Genomic DNA, 19,688 nt, shown 5'->3' with positions numbered 1-19,688 from the left:
TCACAGGTTACGTCGACGTTTGTCGCTGAAGCGCAGCGATTGCTCGGGCAGATTCGCTGATCAACTCCGGTCCCCGGTAAATAAACCCACTGTAGATTTGCACCAGACTGGCACCGGCTTCAATCTTTTCGGCGGCATCGCGACCACTGAGTATTCCCCCGACACCAATGATTGGCAGCTTACCCTCTAGCGCCTCCGCCAGCGTTCTGATCACTTCCGTGGATTTAGCCCTGACCGGTTTGCCACTCAAGCCCCCGGCTTCCTGAGCCACGGGAGACGCTTCCACACCGTCACGGGAGATGGTGGTATTGGTCGCAATGACACCATCCAGCCCACTGGCCAGCAGAACTTCAGCCACTTGCTGAATCGCCACAGTATCCATATCCGGTGCGATTTTAACGGCGATCGGCACATAGCGGCCGTGTAGGGATTCCAAACCCAACTGCTCTTTTTTCACCTCACTCAACAATGACTTCAGACTGTCACCAAATTGAAGATCGCGCAGCCCCGGAGTATTGGGGGAAGAAATGTTGACCGTGATGTAATCCGCGTACTCATAGACCGCCTGCATACACAGGCGATAATCATCGGCAGCCTTTTCGACAGGAGTGTCGAAGTTCTTGCCAATATTGATCCCCAGAACGCCGGAGAAACGGCGGCGCTTGACCTGTTCAACCAGGTGTTCGACCCCTTTGTTATTGAACCCCATCCGGTTGATGATGCCCTGAAACTCAGGCAGACGGAAAAGGCGGGGTCTAGGGTTACCCGGTTGTGGTCGCGGGGTAATAGTGCCAATTTCCACAAACCCAAACCCCAGCTGCCCTAGAGCGTTAAAGCAATCGCCATTTTTATCCAGACCTGCGGCCAACCCCACCGGGTTTGGAAACGTAATCCCCATGACCTCGACCGGATTATTAGGCACCGGCTTTATGAAAGGCCGAATCAGCCCCAGCCGCTCACCGGCCCCCAACATATCGATGGTCAGTTCATGAGCAGTTTCCGGGTCCAGCCGGAACATGAGTTTGCGAGCTAAATCATACATGTGAAGAATCCCAATGGGGTTTGTGTGTAAGAGGACTAAACAGCACGTCGGGGAAGGTTAATCTACAGGTTAATCAATAGGTCGCAAGGATACTGGAAAGAAGGCCGTATTGCGAGGCGACCAGCCACCCGGCGGGTAAACCCTCCGGCCTCGGGCCCCCGCCGCCATCAGCACCCCGGCGTATGCCTCTCAATGCGCCCCGTTTCCCTAGAACCCCAACCTACAAGCGTTGCTGTCGTCATCCAGAGAGGTACAGTGTTGACTGGCTTGGGCCAGATCCAACAATTCCCTCAGGGCCACGGAAAACATCGCAAAATCCGTCCCGGCACTGCCCTGCAACTCAGTAATCATGGAGCGCCAGCGTCCGATCAAGACGCTGTGTTGAGCGCTCCAGCGGTCCAGGGTTTCGGTCACATCCCTCGTCTCGCCACTCAAACGTATGATGGACGTGGCCAGCGTTCGCATTTGCGACTCAAGATCGTCCATAAACGCTTCCCGCGCCATGGCGTGCCAGTAGGTATCCACCTTGACGTCCGAGACCTGCATGGCAAACCAATGCAAACCAAGCCGGTCTCCCAACGCAAAATAGACACTGGCCACATCCACCGGATCCGCTTCTGTCATGCGAGCCGCCTCAACCACATTGAGCGCCGAGTACACGCTGGCAGGCAATGCTGCCCACGATGCCAGCTCAGAGTCTATTCCCTGTTGCTCAAACTGTTTCGAGTCGCGATCCCAATCCTCTTTGGGGGTACCGCACATAACACTGGGCAATTGATCAACCAACCGCTGTACCGGTGCCGCAAACGCCTCTACCTCATTGGCAGGCGACAGATACCCGCGGCGATTGCGCAAAAACCAACGGGTCGCACGACGCATATTACCCATCATTTTGGATTGCATTTTGAATTGCAACTGAGTATCGATCTTGTAATCCAACGCTTCAACGGCGCTGAAGAAATCGTGCAATCGATAAATATCCCGCGCAGCAACATAGGCCTTGGCCACATCAATAGCACTTGCGCCGGTGGCTTCAATCAAACGATGGCAGAAATTAATCCCCATATAATTGACCATGTTATTGGCCACCTGGGTGGCCACAATTTCTTTTCGCAGACGATGACTGTAGATTTGATCCCGATATTTGCGTTGCAGTAGCGCAGGAAAGGCCGACTCGATCGCTGTCACCATGTAGGCATCATCGGTTAATTGCTCATTCGCCAGGGATTCTTTTAATTCCACCTTCGCGTACGAAATCAACACCGACAATTCCGGGCGGGTCAGGGTCTTTCCCTGCTGCTGGCGCTCAACAATCTGCTCGTCGGTGGGCAGGAATTCCAGAGCACGATCCAGTCGCCCACTGTCTACCATCGTGGTGATGAAGCGCCGATACTCCCCTACCCGGGTCAACGCATCATACTCCGCCAGTGAAATGGCCTGGGTCTGCAGGTAGTTATTGTTCAGTACCAGCGCGGAGACCGTCGGGGTCATTTCTTCCAGTAACTTGTTGCGTTGCTTCCCGGTCAGATCACCATTAGTTACGACACCATCCAGCAAAATCTTGATGTTGACTTCGTGGTCGGAGCAATCCACCCCGGCGGCATTGTCAATAAAGTCGGTATTACAGCGTCCGCCCTGCAAGCAATACTCTATTCGCCCCAGCTGGGTCATCCCCAGATTGCCACCTTCACCAAACACCTGGCAGCGCAGCTGGTTGCCATCGACTCGCAGGGTATCGTTGGCCTTGTCGCCGACATCCGCGTGGTTTTCATCAGCACTTTTGACATAAGTGCCAATCCCCCCATTCCAGATCAAGTCCACCGGGGCCTTCAACAACCCGTGAATCAGCTCGTTGGGGGTTAATTTATCCGCCTCAATGCCAAACGCAGCCTTCATCTCTGCAGTGATACTGACCGATTTAGCCGAGCGGGGAAAAACACCGCCGCCTTTGGAGATTAACGTTTTGTTGTAATCCGCCCAGGACGCTGCAGGAGCATTGAACAGGCGTTGGCGCTCCTTAAAACTGCTGGCGGCGTTCGGCGCGGGGTCAATAAAGATGTGCAGGTGGTTAAACGCCGCTTTCAAACAAATGTGTTCAGACATCAGCATACCGTTACCAAATACGTCACCGGCCATATCACCGATGCCGATCACTGAAAAATCCTGCTCCTGAACATTGATGTTTTTTTCTTTGAAATGACGCTGCACAGACACCCAGGCGCCGCGCGCCGTAATTCCCATACCTTTGTGATCATAACCCTGGCTCCCGCCAGATGCGAAGGCATCCCCTAACCAGTGATTATATTCCTTGGAAATTTCATTGGCGATGTCTGAAAAGGTCGCAGTCCCCTTGTCGGCCGCCACCACCAGATAAGGGTCATCGCCATCTTTTCTGACCACCTGCTCGGGCACCTGAATGTCCCCATCCACAATGTTATCCGTGATGTCCAGCAGCCCTCGAATAAAGGTTTGGTAGCAGGCAATACCCTCTTTCTGGTAGGCCTCCCGGCCACCACTGGATGGCAGCTTCTTGGCCACAAAACCGCCCTTGGCACCGCTGGGGACAATGACGGCATTCTTAACCTGCTGAGCTTTCACCAGGCCAAGTACTTCGGTCCGGTAATCCTGCAAACGGTCTGACCAACGCAACCCGCCACGCGCCACCGCGCCGCCACGTAAATGCACACCTTCCATACGGGGCGAGTACACAAAAATTTCGTACATGGGACGCGGTTCAGGAATATTGGCAATGGTGCGCGGATTGAATTTAAAGGAAATGTAAGTTTTTGGGTTTCCGCTGCTGTCCAGCTGATAAAAATTGGTCCGCAGCGTACCTTGCATAAATTCCAGGTAACGGCGAATGATGCGGTCTTCACTGAGATTGTCGACCTTTTCAAGACTGTCGATGATTTTTTTCGATAACCGCTCTATACGACTATTATCTTTTGACAACTTTTCATTGACTCTGGGATCGAAAGTACTTTTAAACAGGGCAACCAGATTACGGGTAATGTCCAGATGACGCGACAAGGTGTTGGCGATATAGCTCTGACTGAAATTGAACATGGTCTGCTTCATATAACTGGCATAGGCCCTGAGCATAGACACTTCACGCCAATTCAAACGAGCCCCCAACACCAGTCGATTGAAGGGGTCACTGTCGGTTTTTTTGGTCCAGATGGCCGCAAACGCATCCTGAAAATTGTGCCGCACGGCGTGAACATCCACTTCTGTATTGAGGCCAAAGCGCAACCCAAAATCCTGCATCCACACACAAATGCCATTTTTTTCCTGAATTCGATAGGGGTGCTCACCGATCACGCGCAACCCCAAATTCTCCAATACCGGGATGGCTTCAGAAAGCTCCAACGCTTTATCCAGGTGAAATATTTTAAAGCGCATGTCTTTTTTGTCAGCACCGATGGGTTGATAGAAACTCATTGCCAGCCTGTTTTCATTATCCAATTGGGCAATCGTTTCCAAATCCTGTACCGCCGCTCTGGCTTCATACGTTTCTCTGTAGCTGGATGAAAACGCCTCCCCAAAATTGGCATACAACCGTGCGCCCTTTTCCTCGCCATAAGTATCGCAAAGGGATTCGTACAATCGATCCGTCCAGGAGCGTGTGATATCAACAATTTGTCGCTCCAGGCGTTTCACATCGATATCAAGGTCATCACTGGGATCAACTTTAAAAACTATGTGCGAACGGGCCAACACTGACTCAGAAAAATACGTGGTAAACTCATGTTCCTGAGCATTGATGGCATCACCAATGATGTCCTGGATTTTGATGCGAATCTGAGTACTGAAATCATCACGCGGCACATACACAATACAGTTGACAAACTTGCCGTAAGGGTCGCGCCGAATGAAGAGTTTTACACGGTGTCGCTCTTTGATCCGAGCAACCCCCATCACGGTTTCATACAACTCAGCTTCACTGCTCTGAAACAATTCATCCCGTGGAAATGTCTCCAGAACCTGTTTCAGCGCCTTGCCGTCGTGGGACTGTAAATCCAACCCGGAGCGCTCCAGGACATGGGTAATTTTCTGCTTAATCAGCGGTATATTACTGGGGGATGCCGTGTATACCGGGGACGTATAAAGCCCCATAAAACGACTTTCACCGCAAACCTCACCGGCATCATCAAACTGCTTGACCACCACATAGTCGGAATATGACTGCCGATGAACTCTTGACCGCACAGACGATTTTGTGAATGAAATAAGCTGCGGCCCCAGGTGAAACTGCTTCATCCCCATATTAAAATCGGTCACCTTAACGCTGTCCGGTTTGCTGCCGTGCATACGGAACAAACCTAACCGTGAATCGGTTTTTTCCTGCAACCTCCGGCTCTTGGCGCTGCCGGTGAATTCATACTCCACAAACCCCAATATGGTGAAATGGGCATCGCCCAACCAATGCAGAAAATCCACGGCCTCGCTGATATTTTCTGTTAAGGCTTTACCTTGGGCTTTTTTCAGGTTTTGGCAGGAGCGCTGAAGCTGGTCCAGTAATGGCGGGTAATCCGATACCACTACATCCACGTCTCTCAATACAGACCGTAAACTGTCGGCCAACTCCTGCATCGCTGATTCATTGGTATGGAGATTGATCTCCAGATACACCATCGCTTCATGATGATATTGTTGTTTTTTACTGTCTTGCGGGTGCTGACCTTTCGCCACCACGTCGATCAACTTGCCGTTTTTATCGCGACTGACAGACATTACGGTGCTTTTGATCTCGTGGAGGGTGATATTGCGACGGTTTACCTCTATGCGTATCGAATCCACCAAAAAAGGCATGTCGCGCTGCAAAACAGCGATAACTGTATGCGCGCAGAGCCAGCCCTCTTCTTCCAGGCTGGGATTGAAAACCCGCACTTTAGGCCCTGGGAAGTCCCATTGCTGGATAAAATTCCACCAGCCAAAGGCGCTGCCAAACACATCATTCAGCGGCCTTCCCTCAAGCTCATCCAATTCTGACTGGCCATAATAGATATGGGTAAAGGCCTTCAGTTGCCCGGTCTTCTGGTTGGCTAACTTTTCATCAATACAATCCGCCAGCAGGTCAAAAAACACCTCTTTCGTATCTGCAGCAACCAAACTAATGTCCACGCTATACCTCTTTCCTGAATGTTCCATCGTATAAAACATTTTAAGTGTTGTATTTCAACCGCTTTAACATGCTCTAATTGTGATTTCCTCGGTTGGGGCCTGCGGTTAAAGACCCGAAATGCAAGCTGTACACAACCATTTTACGCCGACTTTAGCGCACGATTTATAGGGGATGGAGCCTTTACAAAGCATAGACTATGGCCTTGTAACGCACAGCCGTTTTGTCGCACGAATGATGGTGGAGAACCGACAATGATGGAACCGACCTGAGAGTCTGTGGTCTACTCAAACTCTGGCACACGGAGCGCTTGATTCACACGCCTCAAACAGTAGAATCTCATGCTAATTCAGAGGCTTATTTTAAGAAGCTGCCTGCGGTTTTTCTCGAGAGCAGAGGCAAACGCACAGATGGGAGCTCATTGAAGACCAAAGACTTTCTTAAATTGAAGACCAAAGACTCTCTTAAATTGACCAAGAGACCTAATCAAAAAAACAGGGACTAACTGGGGAATCGCTGAACCGCCCGCAACAAAACCGGCTTACAAGCGCTTGCCTGAGAAGTTACCCACGGGGGATACACCACAGCACTATGAATACACAGTCTTCGCTTTACGCACTGAAACAATGGCTGCAATCACAAATCATTGGTCAAAGCCACTTGGTGGACAGTTTGCTCATTGCCATTTTGGCGGACGGTCACTTGCTGGTCGAAGGCGCTCCCGGCCTGGCCAAAACCAAGGCTGTCAAAACTCTGGCGGACGGTATTGAAGGGGATTTTCACCGCATTCAGTTCACTCCGGACCTGCTGCCCTCGGATGTGACCGGCACCGACATCTACCGTCCAGAGAATGGCAGCTTTGAGTTTCAGGCTGGCCCCATTTTCCACAATCTGGTACTGGCGGATGAGATCAATCGTGCCCCCGCCAAGGTGCAATCAGCCCTGCTGGAAGCCATGGCCGAACGTCAGATCAGTGTCGGCCGGTCGTCGTACCCGCTGCCGGAGTTGTTTCTGGTCATGGCAACACAAAACCCCATTGAGCAAGAAGGCACCTATCCCCTGCCAGAAGCCCAGTTAGACCGCTTTTTGATGCACGTGACTGTGAGCTATCCTCAGGCAGACGCTGAGCGGGATATTTTGCGTCTGGCCCGCAACGAAGCGGCTCACACGACCGTTACCCAACCCGCCATGGTCACCCAAAACGACCTTTTTGCCATGCGCCGGGAAGTACTGGCCCTGCATATGGCCGAATCCGTTGAGGACTACATCATCAACTTGACCATCGCCAGCCGCTGGCCTGCACCCTATGGGGAAGAGCTGGCAAAATGGATCGAATTTGGTGTCAGCCCTCGCGGCACCATTGCTCTGGACCGCTGCGCCCGTGCCCACGCCTGGCTCAATGGTCGCGACTTCGTCAGCCCGGATGATGTCCAGGCCGTCTTGCCGGATGTGTTCAGACATCGGCTGTTACTCAGTTTTGAAGCGGAAGCCTCTGGCATCACCGCAGACAAAATCATCGACGAACTTCTTCAGCGAGTGCCCGTTGCTTGATGAAACACCTGGACTTCAGACAGCCTTCGGTAGGCGCTTATGTCAGACTCGATGACCTGCTTGGATTGCGCTTTGCCTCTCGCGAGCTGCAGTTAACCCCCAGGCAGTTAAGCCAGTCTCAAATGAGTGGCGGCGTGCGGACCCGGTTTCGCGGCCGCGGCATGGAGTTTGAAGAAGTTCGCCACTATCAGGCCGGCGACGACATCCGCAGTATCGATTGGCGCGTCACAGCCCGCACTCAAGTGCCTCACACCAAGATATTTCGTGAAGAGCGAGAGCGTCCGGTGATGTTGATGCTGGACCAACGGGCACCGATGTTCTTTGGTGGTCAACACTGTTTTAAATCTGTCCTTGCCGCACACGTTGCGGCTCTGATGGGCTGGGCCGCGCTGGACAACAACGACCGCATCGGGGCTCTCGTGTTCAGTGATCAGGAAGAGCGAGATATCCGCCCGAAACGCAGCCGTCATACCCTGTTGAGTATCTTACAGGCCATCCAGAATTTTAACCTGCAGCTGAAATCGCCTTTGTCCCCGGCCAATAAAATCACCCTGGCCGAAAGACTGAGTGATCTACGCCGAATCGCCAAACCCGGCAGTGCCATCCTGATCATCAGTGATTTTCACGATCTCGACAGCGCCTGTGATGAACAGCTCTACCAGTTGGCCCGCCATGGCGATATTAGCCTGCTGCATGTGTCGGACCCACTGGAAATGCGGCTACCCGACAACCTGCGGTTAACCGTCAGCAACGGTCAACAGCGGCGCACACTGGACACCCGTAACCGCACCTTTACTCGCCTGTACCAGCAAGAATACAGTAGCCACCTGGAGCACCTGCAAACACTTGCCATGCAATTGGCGTTACCGCTCTTGAACATCAGTACCGACCAGGCCGCTTTAACCCAACTGCAACCTCTCTTTGGAAAACAGTCATGCCGACGCTAACCGATTCGACTTCGGCACCACTGCCCCTGACTTCAGCCGCTGGACCGGGCTTGCCCGGCTCCCAACCCGTGCCAGCAGACCCTCTGGCCAGTCTGCGGGACATTCACCTGCCGACCGAAGTGACCCAACTGCCGATAGCTCCTGGCTGGTGGGTGTTGGCGGGCCTGATCCTCATCGCATTGGTTGTCGGCTATGCGGCATGGCGTCGCCACCGCGATGCCCACCAATACCGCAGAGCCGCGCTGCAGCTGCTGCAGCAAATCGACGTCAATGGTGAGAACAGCTCCGCATCGCTGCAAGCCATAAATGCCGTGTTGAAACGAGCAGCTCTGGTCGCCTACCCCCAAACCCACATTGCCGGATTTTACGGAGAAGCCTGGAGCCAGTTTTTACGCCAGTCCGCCCCGGACCTGGTGCAACCCGCACAAGTGCCGGACCTGCTGAGCACTGGACTCTATGCCGCACCTGCCGCCCAAACCGAGAGCCTTGCAATCCTGCTCGACTACGCCAAAGACTGGCTGCGAAAGCACGTTAAGGAATCCAGATTGGCGTTAATGGATCGAGGCTCACAAGAACAAAAATCGGTCGAGGGCCTTACACCCGGCTCGCCTGCTGGCGACCCCGAAACCCACAAACAGGGAAATATCAATGCTGCATCTTGAATGGCCCTGGGTGTTTGCTTTATTGCCACTGCCGTGGATCATTTACCGTTTTTGGCCTGCGGCCAAGCAAGAAGATGCCGCCCTGCTGGTACCTTTTTTTGAACGCTTACCCACTACCGGCACGGCAGTCAGCGGACCATCAAAAACTCTCTGGCTGCGCATCCTGATGCTGACCCTGATATGGCTGGCTACCCTCACCGCCGCAGCCCGGCCCATGTGGGTCGGTGATGCCATCTCCATGCCTGCCAGTGGCAGGGATCTGCTGCTCAGCGTCGACATATCCGGCAGCATGGAAACCCGCGACATGCAATGGCAAGGTGAAGGCTATGACCGGCTGAGTATCGTGAAAATGGTGGTCGGTGATTTCGTCAAACGACGTGAGGCCGATCGGCTGGGACTGATCCTGTTCGGCTCTCGCGCCTACTTGCAGGCCCCACTCACCTTCGATCGCACCACGGTCAACCAGTTACTGCAGGAAGCCCAACTGGGGTTTGCCGGTGAAAAAACCGCCATCGGCGATGCCATCGGTCTGGGCGTTAAGCGCTTGCGTGAACGCCCCCAGGACAGCCGCGTCATGATTTTACTCACCGATGGCGCCAACACTTCCGGTCAGATATCCCCCCTCAAAGCGGCGGAGCTGGCTGCCAAGGCCAAAGTGAAAATTTACACCATCGGGGTGGGTGCCGACGAAATGGTTACTCCGGGTCTGTTTGGCAGCAGTTTTGGAGCTCGCCGAATCAACCCTTCCGCCGATCTGGATGAGTCCACCCTCAAATCCATTGCCCAACAAACCGGCGGCATCTATTTTCGGGCCCGCTCCCCCGAGGACTTGCAAACCATCTACTTACAACTGGACAAACTGGAACCCATAGATCAGGAGGCCGAGGTTTTCCGCCCCACTCAATCCCTGTTCTATTGGGCACTGGCGTTAGCCTTGGGGCTCTGTGCCTTTATGTTTTTACAGCGATTGGCTCAAGACCTCTGGCACAAACTGGCCTTGTCCGAAAACAATGGCCCGACCCAAACCAAGGGAGAGAAACGCCATGCCTGATGCCGTCGTCTCCTCCCTGATCGAACAATTTCACTGGCAGCGCCCGTTGTGGTTGCTGGGTATTCCCATGGCCCTGCTCGCCGGTTGGTATCTGCTGCGCAGCCAATCCCAGAGCAATCAGTGGAAAACCCTGATTAACCCGGAATTATTGCCTTACCTGTTGCAAGGCTCACTCAGCAAACAGCAGCGCTGGCCCGTGTGGATGATGACCTGCGGACTTATACTCGCCTGCTTGGCAATAGCAGGCCCCAGCTGGGAAAAAATGCCCCAGCCCATCCACAAAACCGAAAATGCCCTGATTATCCTGCTGGACATGTCACCGTCGATGATGGCAGAAGACCTCAAACCCTCGCGGCTGGTGCGTGCCCGTCTCAAGCTGACCGATTTACTCAAGCAGCGCAAAGAAGGCTTAACGGCACTCGTCGCCTACGCCGGCGAAGCCTATACCGTCACCCCGCTGACCGATGACAGTGATACGGTCATCAGTTTATTGCCCGCCCTTTCACCCCAGGTAATGCCCCTGAGCGGCAGTAATACCGAAATGGCAATGGATCAGGCCTTGAAACTCTTTAAAGATGGCGGCTTGCTGCAAGGCGATATTTTGCTGGTCACTGATGGTGTCGCTACCGAGGCCCAGCAGTACCTGAGAAGAACCTTACCCGCGGGCTTCCGTTTATCCATACTCGGTGTCGGCACGGAAGCCGGCGCTCCGGTCCCAATACGCCACGGTGGCTTTGCCAAAGACAACAACGGCGGCATTGTGCTGGCCAAGCTCAATGCCACGGAACTGTCCAAGCTTGCCAAAGCCAGCGGCGGAAAATATCGCACCCTGAGCCACAATGACCGGGACATCAACGCCCTCATGACGCAGCCCGAACTGTTGAGTCAAAAGACGCGACAACTGGAAAGAGAGTTTGACACCTGGGTGGACCGGGGTGCCTGGCTCTCCTTGTTGTTGATTCCATTTGTCGCCTTGGGTTTTCGTCGAGGTTGGCTACTGCTGATCCCCCTCTTGCTGATACTGCCAGAACCAAGTTACGCCTTTGGCTGGAAAGACCTCTGGCAAACGCCCGACCAACAAGCGCAGGCCTTGTTGAAAGAAGATAAAGCGGCAGAAGCGGCGCAGACGTTCAAACGTCAGGACTGGAAGGCTGCGGCTCAATACAAAGCCCAGAACTTTGAAGCCGCTGCACAGGGCTTTGCTGAGGACAACAGCGCCCAGGGGCACTACAACCGGGGCAACGCCCTGGCAAAAGCAGGGAAATACCCCGAAGCCCTTGACGCTTATGACGAAGCACTGCAGCAACAACCCGATTTTGACGATGCGAAAGCCAATAAAGAGCTGGTAGAACAACTGCTGCAACAGCAACAAAATCAGCAACAGAGCCAAAACAATGATTCCGAGTCACAGGACAACGACCAGAATCAACAACCCCAAAACGCTCAAGATCAGGATCAAGGCTCCGACGGACAGAGCTCTGATCAGCAAGATTCAGACAGTCAGGATCCCAATCAGGAAAACGCTGAGCAACAGGGCTCTGATCAACCCAATTCTGAACAACAGAGTTCTGAACAACAGAGCTCTGAACAACAACAGTCAGAACAGAACGATGCGGACTCCAGCAATTCTGACCCGGCCAACAGTCAGGACCGGCTGAACCCGGATTCAGATACACAGCAAGCGGATAAGGATCAAGATCAGCAAGCTGCCGGGCAAGATGAGGCTCAACAAGATGCCGCAGAGCACGCGTCCGACGCCGACAGTGTGCAAGCCCAGGCTCAGGAGGGCGAGCTCAGTGATGAAGAAAAACAGGCCATGGAGCAATGGTTGCGCAAGATACCCGATGACCCCAGTGGTTTGATGCGCAAAAAGTTTGAATACCAATATCGCCAACGTCGCCTGGAGTACCAACAGGGTTCCTGGCTTCCGCCAGACAATCAAGCCAACAAGCGATGGTAAGCCCGGCTGGCACAGACGGTGTAGACGCTCAATAAACCGGTTTGTTTAACAAACCCCGAACGACCATACAACAGCGACATTGATAAAGACTATGAATACCCGATCTTCACTCAATACCACGTCTTTACCAGCCTTATGGGTGCTGGCGTTTACCCTGTTCTTTACCAGCATGGTGCAGGCACAGGGGCAACTGTCTTCACGCGTCGATCGCACGCAACTGAGTCTCGAAGAAACGTTCAAGCTCACCGTGCGCTATAACGAGCAGGTAATGTTTGGCGAACCGGATTTTTCCGGGCTGGAGCAAAATTTCGACATTCTCAGCCAGCAACGTGGCAACCAGTATCGCAGCATCAATGGTAAAGCGGAATCCTGGACACAATGGTCGCTGGTACTGGCCCCCAAAAAAGAAGGCAAACTGTTAATCCCCTCGTTTGAGTACGAAGGCAGTTACAGCGATGCCATAGAGATTAGTGTCGAAAAACCCTCCGGCACCACCGGTATCGACAGTGAAAAACCGGTTTTTATCGAAACCGTCATCAGCAAGAACAAAGCCTTTGTACAGGAACAACTGATCTACACCATTCGCCTGTTCACATCGGTTGACCTGAGCGGGTTGGATCGCGGCGATTTCGCCGTCCCCGACGCATTGGTCAAGCAAGTCGCTGAAAACCAATACCAGAAAAACATCAATGGCCGGCCCTATGGCGTGGTTGAAACCTCGTACGCAATTTTCCCGCAAAAGAGCGGAGTACTCACCATTCCACCGGTACTCTGGACGGTTGCGGTGCAAAATAACCAGGGCTATCGCTATGACCCCTTTCTCAGCCGCGGCGGCCAGCGACTGCGGTTGAGAAGCGAAGGCGACACCATTGATGTGCTGCCCAAGCCCGGCAATTACACCGCAGCTCAATGGCTCCCCGCCTCGCAGATCGAGCTCAGCCAAAGCTGGAGTCAGGAGCCGAATAACTTCAAGGTGGGTGAGCCCATTACCCGCACCATCTCGATCCACGCCAAAGGGTTAATGGCGTCACAATTGCCACCGCTGTCCATACAGGACATCCGCGGCGTTAAATATTACCCGGATCAGCCCCAGGCCGATGAAACCGTCTCCGCAGCCGGCATAAACACCGTTAAAACCGAAAGCTATGCCATTGTTCCCAGCCAGCCTGGCACCATAACCCTGCCCGCCGTCACCCTGACCTGGTGGGATACCGTCAATAATCGCATCCAGGAAGCCAGCTTGCCGGTGCAAACCATCCAGGTCGCCGAGAGCCGCGCCGCAACAAGCCCGAACCCGGCCTCAGGAGCCCAACAAGACCCCAGCCAACAATACGCTGCCGAGGATGCCGCCCAACCCTCCCCGTTGGCTCCTGCCTCCTTTTCCGGGTCACTCCAGCAGCGGGGACTTTGGTTCTACACCACCGTGCTGTTGGCGTTCTCTACCCTGTTTTTCGCGATGCTGTGGCGAACCGCCCGTAAAACATCAACGGCCACCGCCAGCACACCCGCTGCTGCCACGGACACACAAGCCACCGAGAAGCAGGCCTACAGGAAGCTCAAGCAGGCCTTGCAAGGTGCAGAGCCGCAGACCATTCGCACCGCGTTACTGGCCTGGGCCAGGGTTTATGAAAACGCCCCCAACCTGTCGTCGCTGCATCAACTCGGTGATATCTGGCCGCCACTGGCGGCCTCCCTGAATCAGTTGGAAGCCAGTCTGTATGGGCAGGGCTCTTCGCGCTTTGACGCACAGCCGCTGCAGCAGGCGATTATTGATATACGTCGACACGGTGTTGCCCGCGATAAGGCGCAAACCGATTCCGGCCTGCCACCACTGTATGGTTAGAACCTGCGTGCGAAGGCCCCGCTACACATTTGTAACGGGGTCATGTGAGAAGGAAGCCGCGACAATCTAAATTATCCCGGTAATTCCTAGAACGGCTGAGGCTGAGCGGGATGACTGTAAGCCCGCGCTCGCTCAAAAGCAGGTCGCTTTTTTAAGCGTTGCAGGTATTCAAAAGTTTGCTCTTCATATTCGTTGGCATAGCCCGCCAGCTCCCCTAAAAACAACGCGTAGTGAACCGCGATGTCGGCAACGGTAAAACGTCCGCCGCACAGAAACTCATTGTCCAGCAGATGGTGGTTGAGCCTCTGTAAGCGCGCCAAATACCAGCGTCGATAGTCCTCCACAACCTGAGGATTGCGACGTTCTGCTGATTCGAATCGGCCGTAGCGAAGTACCAGTGTCTGCGGGAAGGTCAAAGTCGCATCGCTGTGAAACAACCAGTTAATGTAACTGCCGTAATCCGGATGATCCGGCGCTATACGCAAGCTGGTGTCTGGGTGTTTTTCCACCAGATAGTGACAGATACCGGTCGACTCGGTCATGGTAGCCTTACCATCCTGAAAGTATGGAACAGTGCCAAGAGGATTCGTGTCCAGATACTCCTTTTGCAGAAAGCGCGGGGGAAAAGGAAGAACCTCTATCTCACAATCCAGCCCCAACTCTTCTAGCGTCCATAAGGGCCGCAGTGACCGCGTATCTTTGCAGTGCCACAGTTTCATACTCATAAAATTACCCATTAATTCAAATGATCCGCCAGCCACAAAAGGTGGATTTAAAAGCGCTCTTTCAGCTAGCCGCTTGATCAACTGCCGACGTCAATATCAACAAACATAAGGGCTCTAAAGGCCTGCTCTGGCAAAACATTACTGCAAGCGCCCCCTTGGCCGGTGCGATCAGCCAATCGCCGTTCGCGCAATAATAACGATTACCGCCACTCAAGTACACGTTACGGGAGAGGTCAACAACACAAACGATATCAGATGAGGCGGCGCTACAACGTGCAATTGGCCTGGGCTGGAATTAATGAAAACGCCCCTACCTGTCGTCTCTGCAACAGGCAATCATTGATTGACCTCACGGGACTATCGCCAGATAAAACGCAAACGGATACAGGACGACTCCACCTGTATGGCTGAGCTGCTATAAAACCTGCGGTTGCGTTTTTTATCAATGACCTGGTGCCCGAGTCTCAACGCTGGGGTTTTGAGCCAGGTTAAGGGAAAGCCCCGGTAGCGTTAAAGCTCCGGACTGCGCTAACACGTCTGACCGGGCTACAGAAAATTCTGCAAGAACAGAAAGGATTAACACCCAATGGGCCGCCTTAAAAAGGCCTGGCTTTACAGTGCTCCGCGATGAATTCATCGTGTGTCGGCATCGCGTCGACGCTTTCACGGAACACATGACGCATCTGCTGCATCACTTCGATGAGTCGATCCAGGGGCTTCGCATCCGCCACAGGGTCGTAGGCTCCGGGGTGGATGCCCTGCCCCTGCATGACACTCAGCCAGCTGGCTTTTTTGAACAAATCATCCTGACGGTCAAAAAATCTGCCGCGGTTTTTAAACAGTTCAATCTTCTGCGTTAAGGAATCCGGCACCGCCATATTTCGGGTGTACTCCCACAGTGGTTCGGTTCGCTCAGTCGCGTGATAGTGAAGCACGACAAAATCTCTCACCAGATCGTACTCCCGAGCGGTTTGCTGATTGTATTCGCGGATATCGGCGTCGTTAAATTCCCGGCCGGGAAAAATCTGTAACAGCCGCGACACTGCCGATTGCACCAGGTGAATGGCGGTGGATTCGAGAGGCTCGAGAAAACCCGCCGCCAAGCCAATAGCGACACAATTGTTAACCCAGGCGTTTTTACGTCGGCCGGTGCGAAAACGCAGCAATCTGGGCTCATCCAGGGCTTCACCTTCGAGATTGGACATCAACGTGGCCGTGGCTTCGTCATCAGACATAAACGTTGAGCTGTAGACCAGGCCATTGCCCGTGCGGTGCTGTAGTGGGATGCGCCACTGCCAGCCTGCAGGGTGCGCAATGGACATGGTGTAAGGTTTGGTAGCACCGACATTCTTGGTCGGAACCGCAACAGCGCGGTTGGCTGGCAATAGGTGAGACCAGTCGTCAAACTCGGCGTTTAAGGTTTTACCAATCAACAGACCCGCAAAGCCGCTGCAATCAATGAACAAATCGCCATCAATTTGTTGGTTCGATTCCAGAAAGATACTGTCGATGTGACGATTTTCAGGGTTTTGCCTGACATCCACCACCTTGCCTTCGACACGCTTTACACCCGCCTTTTCAGCGATCTCTCGCAAAAAATTCGCATAGAGAGACGCATCAAAGTGATAGGCGTAGCCCATGTTGGACAAGACCGACTGAGGGTCATTGTTTGAAGGCACAAATTTACCCGCCGCCGCCGCCAGGGTGCACAACGAAAACTCGGACAAATCGCCGCAGTCCACGGCCTGGTTGGCACGCATCCAATATTGGTGAAAGGAAACAGAATCAAACTCTCTGCCGTGCTGACCAAAGGGGTGAAAATAGCACTCACCTTTATTGCGCCAGTTGTGAAATTCAATCCCGAGTTTAAAACTGGCTTGCGTCTTGCGAACAAACTCAGCTTCATCAATACCAAGCATTTTATGGAAATCACGAATGGTCGGAATCGTAGCCTCGCCGACACCAATAATACCTATAGCGTCCGACTCCACCAGCGTAATGGCGTAATCGCCTGCGGACAACACCTTGGACAGAGAACAGGCCGTAATCCACCCGGCCGTACCACCGCCCACAATCACAATTTGGCGAATACTGTTATTGTTGTTGCGTGTATGGACCATAATCCAGCACCCTCAGGTAGGATAAACAAAAAGGGCCCACCTCGTGAGAGGTGAGCCAAAAGGTCAGCTATTCAAGACCTGACTTTGAATCGTATGAAAACCCAAAGGGTTAATCAAAATTGTAGCTAAACCTGACGCCGGCTTCCCGGGAAGGTGCCCAACCTACAAACGTTTCAACAGGTCCAATATTAAGTTCCTGTTTGATCTGTTCATCCGTCAGGTTATTGACATACAACTCCAGATCCCAGGTTCCGGCCTGATTGGTGTAACCCACACTGGCGTCAATCTTGGTGTAGGCCTCCTGAACATCCATATCAGTTTCGCCCGGATCAGTCGCACTGAAACTGCCAGCGGGTCGATCACCCCGATTTTCGTAGGTCAAATACGTGTCGTCCTGATAGGTTAACCGAACACGGGGGGTAAGCGTTGCACCACTGCTGAGTATAAAGTCGTGCTTGTACGCCAGGCTCAACATAACCTCGGGGGCGTTAGGTAAAGTATTTCCGGAGAAATCCCACAGTCCGTCCACACATCCACCGGCAGGATCACGCCCCGTGCCACAATCGTTCCACTGCAGACCGGCTTCGCTGTTAAAGTTGGTTTCAGAACCGATGTATTCGTCATACGTGGCATCGAGCAGCGACCCCGTCAATGTCAACACACCGTTTTCGGTCATGGCAAAATTCATGGTGAACTCCAGACCTTGAATCGTCGCCGAACCGGCATTGGTTTTGGTTAATACCGATTCTGTGGTGACCGGATCAATAACCGCCGAGGTCACCTGCATATCCGTATAGTCCATGTAGAACAAGTTGGCGTTCAACGTCATCCGGCCATCGAGCAACGAAGATTTCATCCCCAGTTCAAAACTGTCATTTTCTTCCGGTTGTTGAATCAGTGAGTTGTTCGCCGCAATGTTAGGGTTGTCATTGGTATTAAGCGGTCCCGCTGAAGGATCCGTATTGGCATCCCGACCATCCACCAACACTCCGGACTTCCAACCTGTGGCATAGGACAGGAACAACATGATGTCGTCACTCACATCCCACTCCAAACGCGCCAGGTAGGTATCATTGCTCCAGGAATCCTTCATATCATTCACCTGGCGATAGAAGCAAATGTCACTCATACCTGAGGCATCTGCCGCCGCCCGGGAAGGATAATCGATGTTGATAGGTCCTGTACCATGGTCGTAGTTACAATCGATACTGCGCCCCCCCTGGTCCTGGCGGGTATCATCCGTGCGCCTCCAGCCTGCGGTAACACGCCAATTTTCAGTGATGTCAAAGGTTCCCTGCACATAGCCGCTTTTCGACTCCAGTGTCCGATCGGGCTGATTAAACGATGACAGGGTGACCGGACCATCGGCTGCAGTAAAACCCCAACTGCTGTGTCGCATATCAAAGCGGATATCATTTTCTTCTTCAAACCAGAACAAACCCGCCGTCCAGCGGAAGCGTTTGTCATCCGAATTCTTTAACTGGATTTCGTGCTGCGTCGCTGAATGTCCCGAAGAAACCGTTTCACGAGTATCACCCTGAGCCTCATTCCCGTAGAGCTGGGTTTGTGACATGTCGGTATAACCACCGATATAGCTGAACATCATGTCATTTGAAAACGTGTAATCAAACCGTGTACGAAAGCTGTCCACATCCAGATCCAGTTCGCCGGGTGCCGTTGCAACGTTTTCACGATCCTCGCCGTCAGGTGTAGTCACATCACCCGTGCCTTGATTCTTGAATTTTTCGTAAGACAAAAACCACGAAATGTTTTCGTTGGGCGTGAACATTGAGCCCAGGCGATACGACAACATATCCTTGGTACCGTAATTGTCTTCGCCAGCAAAGGGGCTGGGTGAAACGATATCCGTCTCGCCATCCTGCTCGTCAGACACACCGGCAAACCGTAAAGCCCAATTGTCCGTTACCGGTGTGTTCAACATGAATCTCAGCTCATGCCGGTCACGACTGCCCAATAACACACTGACATTCGCTTCAAATTCATCCTTCGGTTTGGCGGTGATTAACGAGACCGCCCCGGCCGTCGAATTGCGACCAAACAGTGTACCCTGTGGCCCACGCAAGACTTCCACCCGCTCCATGTCATACATCATGGCGGTAGAACCCTGTGAGCGGGCAGAGAAGACACCGTCGGTATAAAACGCAACGGACTGGTCTCCCGCCTCAGTCTGATCGATCGTGCCCTGGCCGCGTATGAAGATCAGTGGTACCCCGTGATCGCCATTGGAACGAATTTGTAAACTTGGCGCCATACCACGCAAGTCATAAATATTGGTGACGTGATTTTCTTTTAATACCCTTTCATCAAAGGCAGAAATCGCCAACGGCGTATCTTGCAAGCTGGTTGTTCGCTTGGTTGCGGTTACAACCACTTCCTCCAGTTCATAAGAGCCTGCCGCCAGTGCAGGCAAGGTGATCGCAGCAGAAATCACTGCGGACAAGGCATTCAATTTATAGTTACTGAGCATTACAACTCCTCCGACATTATTTTAATTACGCTTTTATCATCACTTCAACGCTATTAAATAAGACGGATGAAAATAGCAAACCGCTCCCCCTGTAAATTTAATTACCTATTTTTCCAACTGTTTCGGTCCAGTCATGCTGCATTTAAAAACGACAAGACCTGTTCTCAGTGATTGACA

At 53.0% G+C, this 19,688-nt stretch carries 11 protein-coding genes; 6 read left to right on the top strand and 5 right to left on the bottom strand.

The genetic code is table 11. The features are described from left to right. Nucleotides 1-7 precede the first annotated feature (7 nt). Together G8770_RS13025 and G8770_RS13020 are read right to left on the bottom strand one after the other, a co-directional pair. Nucleotides 8-1,042 (bottom strand): quinone-dependent dihydroorotate dehydrogenase, encoded by a 1,035-nt coding sequence (locus tag G8770_RS13025; protein WP_167187292.1) that lies wholly within the window; start codon nt 1,040-1,042, stop codon nt 8-10. A gap of 207 nt (nt 1,043-1,249) precedes the next feature. Beyond that, the gene (locus G8770_RS13020) at nt 1,250-6,166 is read right to left on the bottom strand and encodes an NAD-glutamate dehydrogenase domain-containing protein (RefSeq protein WP_208022243.1); all 4,917 of its coding nucleotides are present in this window, start codon (nt 6,164-6,166) and stop codon (nt 1,250-1,252) included. Nucleotides 6,167-6,755: 589 nt separating this feature from the next. On the opposite strand from G8770_RS13020, the gene G8770_RS13015 reads away from it, so the two are divergent. The 6 genes from G8770_RS13015 to G8770_RS12990 all read left to right on the top strand — a co-directional run bounded on the left by G8770_RS13015 (nt 6,756) and on the right by G8770_RS12990 (nt 14,178). Beyond that, a complete protein-coding gene (locus G8770_RS13015) occupies nt 6,756-7,715 on the top strand; it encodes an AAA family ATPase (RefSeq protein ID WP_167187286.1) in 960 nt (319 codons plus the stop codon). Next, complete coding sequence (locus G8770_RS13010) at nt 7,715-8,662, top strand: DUF58 domain-containing protein (RefSeq protein WP_167187283.1); 948 nt, start codon at nt 7,715-7,717, stop codon at nt 8,660-8,662. The genes G8770_RS13015 and G8770_RS13010 overlap by 1 nt, the downstream gene beginning before the upstream one ends. Beyond that, complete coding sequence (locus G8770_RS13005; protein WP_167187280.1) at nt 8,650-9,324, top strand: DUF4381 domain-containing protein; 675 nt, start codon at nt 8,650-8,652, stop codon at nt 9,322-9,324. Before G8770_RS13010 ends, G8770_RS13005 begins: the two co-directional genes overlap by 13 nt. Then, on the top strand, nt 9,311-10,375 hold the full coding sequence (locus G8770_RS13000) for a VWA domain-containing protein (protein WP_167187277.1): 1,065 nt from the start codon (nt 9,311-9,313) through the stop codon (nt 10,373-10,375). Before G8770_RS13005 ends, G8770_RS13000 begins: the two co-directional genes overlap by 14 nt. Next, the gene (locus G8770_RS12995; protein ID WP_167187274.1) at nt 10,368-12,335 is read left to right on the top strand and encodes a vWA domain-containing protein; all 1,968 of its coding nucleotides are present in this window, start codon (nt 10,368-10,370) and stop codon (nt 12,333-12,335) included. The genes G8770_RS13000 and G8770_RS12995 overlap by 8 nt, the downstream gene beginning before the upstream one ends. Before the next feature lie 91 nt (nt 12,336-12,426). Further along, the gene (locus tag G8770_RS12990; protein ID WP_167187271.1) at nt 12,427-14,178 is read left to right on the top strand and encodes a BatD family protein; all 1,752 of its coding nucleotides are present in this window, start codon (nt 12,427-12,429) and stop codon (nt 14,176-14,178) included. 86 nt (nt 14,179-14,264) lie between these two features. Here G8770_RS12990 and G8770_RS12985 read toward each other — a convergent pair whose 3' ends face one another. The 3 genes from G8770_RS12985 to G8770_RS12975 form a co-directional block, all read right to left on the bottom strand. Next, nucleotides 14,265-14,903 (bottom strand): glutathione S-transferase family protein, encoded by a 639-nt coding sequence (locus G8770_RS12985; protein WP_243760476.1) that lies wholly within the window; start codon nt 14,901-14,903, stop codon nt 14,265-14,267. A gap of 596 nt (nt 14,904-15,499) precedes the next feature. Further along, complete coding sequence (locus G8770_RS12980) at nt 15,500-17,023, bottom strand: tryptophan halogenase family protein (protein ID WP_167187268.1); 1,524 nt, start codon at nt 17,021-17,023, stop codon at nt 15,500-15,502. A gap of 109 nt (nt 17,024-17,132) precedes the next feature. Then, nucleotides 17,133-19,511 (bottom strand): TonB-dependent receptor, encoded by a 2,379-nt coding sequence (locus G8770_RS12975; protein ID WP_167187266.1) that lies wholly within the window; start codon nt 19,509-19,511, stop codon nt 17,133-17,135. Between the last annotated feature and the right edge of the window lie 177 nt (nt 19,512-19,688).

It is taken from the genome of Pseudomaricurvus hydrocarbonicus (genome assembly GCF_011602365.1).
GTDB classification, from domain to species: domain Bacteria; phylum Pseudomonadota; class Gammaproteobacteria; order Pseudomonadales; family Cellvibrionaceae; genus Pseudomaricurvus; species Pseudomaricurvus hydrocarbonicus.
Note: the sequence above shows the minus strand (reverse complement) of the source record. Positions and strands in the feature narration are given on the sequence as shown.

What these genes read in the sequence shown, in the direction of transcription:
- G8770_RS12990 (WP_167187271.1), top strand. Translation starts at nt 12,427, where the DNA reads ATGAATACCCGATCTTCACTCAATACCACGTCTTTACCAGCCTTATGG.
- G8770_RS13015 (WP_167187286.1), top strand. Translation starts at nt 6,756, where the DNA reads ATGAATACACAGTCTTCGCTTTACGCACTGAAACAATGGCTGCAATCA.
- G8770_RS12995 (WP_167187274.1), top strand. Translation starts at nt 10,368, where the DNA reads ATGCCTGATGCCGTCGTCTCCTCCCTGATCGAACAATTTCACTGGCAG.
- G8770_RS13010 (WP_167187283.1), top strand. Translation starts at nt 7,715, where the DNA reads ATGAAACACCTGGACTTCAGACAGCCTTCGGTAGGCGCTTATGTCAGA.
- G8770_RS13005 (WP_167187280.1), top strand. Translation starts at nt 8,650, where the DNA reads ATGCCGACGCTAACCGATTCGACTTCGGCACCACTGCCCCTGACTTCA.
- G8770_RS12980 (WP_167187268.1), bottom strand. Translation starts at nt 17,023, where the DNA reads ATGGTCCATACACGCAACAACAATAACAGTATTCGCCAAATTGTGATT.
- G8770_RS12975 (WP_167187266.1), bottom strand. Translation starts at nt 19,511, where the DNA reads ATGCTCAGTAACTATAAATTGAATGCCTTGTCCGCAGTGATTTCTGCT.
- G8770_RS12985 (WP_243760476.1), bottom strand. Translation starts at nt 14,903, where the DNA reads ATGAGTATGAAACTGTGGCACTGCAAAGATACGCGGTCACTGCGGCCC.
- G8770_RS13000 (WP_167187277.1), top strand. Translation starts at nt 9,311, where the DNA reads ATGCTGCATCTTGAATGGCCCTGGGTGTTTGCTTTATTGCCACTGCCG.
- G8770_RS13025 (WP_167187292.1), bottom strand. Translation starts at nt 1,042, where the DNA reads ATGTATGATTTAGCTCGCAAACTCATGTTCCGGCTGGACCCGGAAACT.